Below are 3180 nucleotides of genomic sequence, written 5' to 3'. Positions count from 1 at the left end.
ATCGGCCAGGTGCTCAAGGGCGATCACAACGAAGAGCTGGACACCGGCAAGTACAACGCCGGGCAGAAGGTGCTGTTCTGGGGAATCATGGGCCTGATCTCGCTGCTGCTGGTCAGTGGCGTGCTGATCTGGCGGCCGTATTTCGCCCCGCTGTTCTCGATCCCGACGATCCGTATCGGCCTGTTCCTCCACACCCTCGCCGGCATCCTGCTGATGCTGCTGGTGATCGGCCACATCTACCTGGCCTTCTGGGTCAAGGGCTCGGTGGACGCCATGTCCAGCGGCTACGTCAGCCGCAAATGGGCGCGCACCCACCACCCGCGCTGGTACCGCCAGGTCACCGGCAAGAAGGACGCACCATGAACAGCATCAGGCTGACCCCGGTCGAGCAGCCCCGCGGCGGCATCGGCCGGATCGAGCCGCTGCTGCTGCCACGTCTCGACGGCCTCTACAGCCGTCGCGCCTCGCGCTTGCGGGCCCTGGCCGAGGGCCACGCGATGGCCGACTACCTCAACTTCGCCGCACGCATCGCCACGGCCCAGCAGCAATTGGTGGAACGCGCGTCGCTGCCCGCAGAGGTTGGAAAGGAGCTGGCGGCAGGCGATGGAGCACCTCTGGACGCCCTCAGGTTGCCGCGTTCCCCGCACTGGCAGCAAGTGCTGCACGGCCTCGCCGATGAGCTGCTGGGAGGCGCCACGCCGCCTGTGCGCAAGGTACTGGAAGGCTTGCGCGAGCAGTCGCCCGCGCAACTGGAAACGCTGGCCGACGCCCTGCTCGGAGGTCGCCATGCGGAGGTCGGCAGCGACCGCGCGCTGTTCCTCTGGAGCGCGCTGTCGCTGTACTGGACGCAGCTGGCCGCGCGCCTGCCGCTGCATGCCTGCGTCGGCCCCGGCGGGCAACGCCAGCTGTGCCCGGTGTGCGCCCAGTCACCCGCCGTCAGCGTGATCATCGACGGCCTGCGCTACCTGCACTGCGGCCTCTGCGAAAGCCGCTGGCACATGGTCCGCGCCACCTGCAGCAATTGCGAGCACACCGGGCCGCTCGACTATTGGTCGCTGGACAGCGAGAACGCCACGATCAAGGCCGAGAGCTGCAACGAGTGCGAGAGTTACCTCAAGGTGCTCTACCTCGATCGCGACCATCAGCTCGAAGCCATCGCCGACGACCTCGCCAGCCTCGCGCTGGATGCGGACGTGGAGCGCGAGGGCTTCGCCCGCAGCGGCCTCAATCCCTTCCTGTTGCCCGGCTGACGGTGGGCGCCTTCCTGCGCGACGGCATCGGCCGCACGGTCGACTACCTGCGCCTGTCGGTCACCGATCGCTGCGACCTGCGTTGCGTCTACTGCATGGCGGAAGACATGCACTTCCTGCCGCGCCGCCAGTTGCTCGACCTCGAGGAGCTGTATCGCCTGGCGCGGGTGTTCGTCGGCCGCGGCGTCCGGAAGATCCGCCTCACCGGCGGCGAGCCGCTGCTGCGTCCGGGCATCGTCGGGCTCTGCGAACGCATTGCCGCCCTGCCCGGCCTCGACGAACTGGTGCTGACCAGCAACGGCTCACAGTTGGTCAAGCTCTCGGCGCCGCTCGCTGCCGCCGGTGTGCGCCGGCTTAACATCAGCCTCGACAGCCTCTATCCACAACGCTTTCGGGCGATCACCCGCAACGGCGATCTGCAGCGCGTTCTCGACGGAATCGAAGCCGCGCGCCAGGCCGGCTTCGCCCGGATCAAGCTGAACACCGTGGTGATGAAGGGACGCAACGCCGATGAAGTGCTCGACCTGGTCGACTACGCCGTCGCCCGTGGGCTGGACATCAGCTTCATCGAGGAAATGCCGCTGGGCGACGTCGGCCATTCACGCGGCGAGCGATTCTGTTCCAGCGACGAGGTGCGCGCGCTGATCGCCCGGCGTTATGCGCTGATCGACTGCGACGAGCGCAGCGGCGGCCCGGCGCGCTACCTGCGTCTGCCCGACCATCCCGGCACGCGGGTCGGCTTCATCTCGCCGCACTCGGAAAACTTCTGCGCCAGCTGCAACCGTCTGCGCATCACTGCCGAAGGCCGCCTGTTGCTGTGCCTGGGCCATGCCGAGGCACTCGACCTGCGCGAACTGATGCGCAACGGAGCCGACGACCGCGCCCTGCACGCGGCCATCGACGGCGCCGTGCTGGAGAAGGCCGCCGGCCATGACTTCAGCCTCGCCGGCGACGTGCAGGTGGCGCGCTTCATGAACGCCAGCGGCGGCTAGCGCACGTTCTGCATCGCCTGCCCGAGCAACGCCAGGCCGAGGTCGATTTCCGCCTCGCTGACCGTCAGCGGCGGCGCGATGCGGAACACCCCTCCCATGCCCGGCAGCTGGACGATGTTCATGCTCAGTCCGAGCTTCATGCATTCGCGGGTGATCGCGCTGCCCAGCTCCGAGGCCGGTTCCTTGCTCTGCCGGTCCTTGACGATTTCCATGCCCAGCAGCAGCCCGCGGCCGCGCACGTCGCCGATGCAGTCGAAGCGCTCCTGCAGCGCCAGCAGCCCGTTACGCAGGCGCGCGCCCATCAGGTTGGCGCGCTGCACCAGGCCGTCGCGTTCCACCACCTCGAGCACCTTGAGGCCGACCGCGGCGGGCAGCGGATCGGAGACATGGGTGGTGTAGAACAGGTAGCCGAGTTCGTGGGCGCGCTCCTCGATCGCCGTCGAGGTGACCACCGCCGCCAGCGGCAGGCCGGCGCCGAGGGTTTTCGACAGGGTCAGTATGTCCGGTGGGACGCCTTCGCGCTCGCAGGCGAACATCATCCCGGTGCGGCCGATGCCGGTCTGCGCCTCGTCGAGGATCAGCAGCATCTCGCGCTCTTCGCACTTGCGCTTCAGCGCCGCCATGTAGCCGTCGGGCAGCTCGATGATCCCACCGGAGCTGAGGATGGGTTCGGCGATGAACGCCGCCAGGTTGCCACTGGATTGCCGGTCGATCAGGTCGAAGGCGTAATCCAGCTCGCCCCGCCAGTCGAACTCGCCGTTGCGCTCGAAGCGCGGCCGGTAGGGAAACGGCGCGGGAATAGCGAACGAGCCGACTGCCGCCGGTCCCACGCCGCGCCGCCCGGCGCTGTAGGTGGCCGACGCCGCGCCTCCGGTCATGCCGTGCCAGGACTGGGCGAACCCCACGATCTCGTACTTGCCGGTGACCAGCTTGGCCAT

At 68.4% G+C, this 3180-nt stretch carries 4 protein-coding genes; 3 read left to right on the top strand and 1 reads right to left on the bottom strand.

Annotation, left to right across the window (positions count from 1 at the left end; genetic code table 11):
- The 3 genes from B3E91_RS18435 to moaA all read left to right on the top strand — a co-directional run.
- The coding region (locus B3E91_RS18435) for a cytochrome b/b6 domain-containing protein (RefSeq protein WP_287030893.1) at positions 1 to 363 on the top strand (363 nt) is incomplete at its 5' end.
- Positions 360 to 1250, top strand: a complete 891-nt coding sequence (gene fdhE / locus B3E91_RS18430; protein ID WP_287030891.1) for a formate dehydrogenase accessory protein FdhE — start codon at positions 360 to 362, stop codon at positions 1248 to 1250. The genes B3E91_RS18435 and fdhE, both read left to right, overlap by 4 nt.
- A gap of 2 nt (positions 1251 to 1252) precedes the next feature.
- Positions 1253 to 2242 carry a GTP 3',8-cyclase MoaA gene (moaA, locus tag B3E91_RS18425; RefSeq protein WP_287030890.1) on the top strand — a complete coding sequence of 330 codons (990 nt, stop codon included), beginning with the start codon at positions 1253 to 1255 and terminating at the stop codon, positions 2240 to 2242.
- Here moaA and B3E91_RS18420 read toward each other — a convergent pair.
- The coding region (locus tag B3E91_RS18420; RefSeq protein WP_287030889.1) for an aspartate aminotransferase family protein at positions 2239 to 3180 on the bottom strand (942 nt) is incomplete at its 5' end. The genes moaA and B3E91_RS18420 overlap by 4 nt on opposite strands.

The sequence above is a fragment of the Pseudomonas sp. UBA6310 genome (assembly GCF_002438225.1).
GTDB lineage: Bacteria > Pseudomonadota > Gammaproteobacteria > Pseudomonadales > Pseudomonadaceae > Pseudomonas_O > Pseudomonas_O kuykendallii.
Note: the sequence above shows the minus strand (reverse complement) of the source record. Positions and strands in the feature narration are given on the sequence as shown.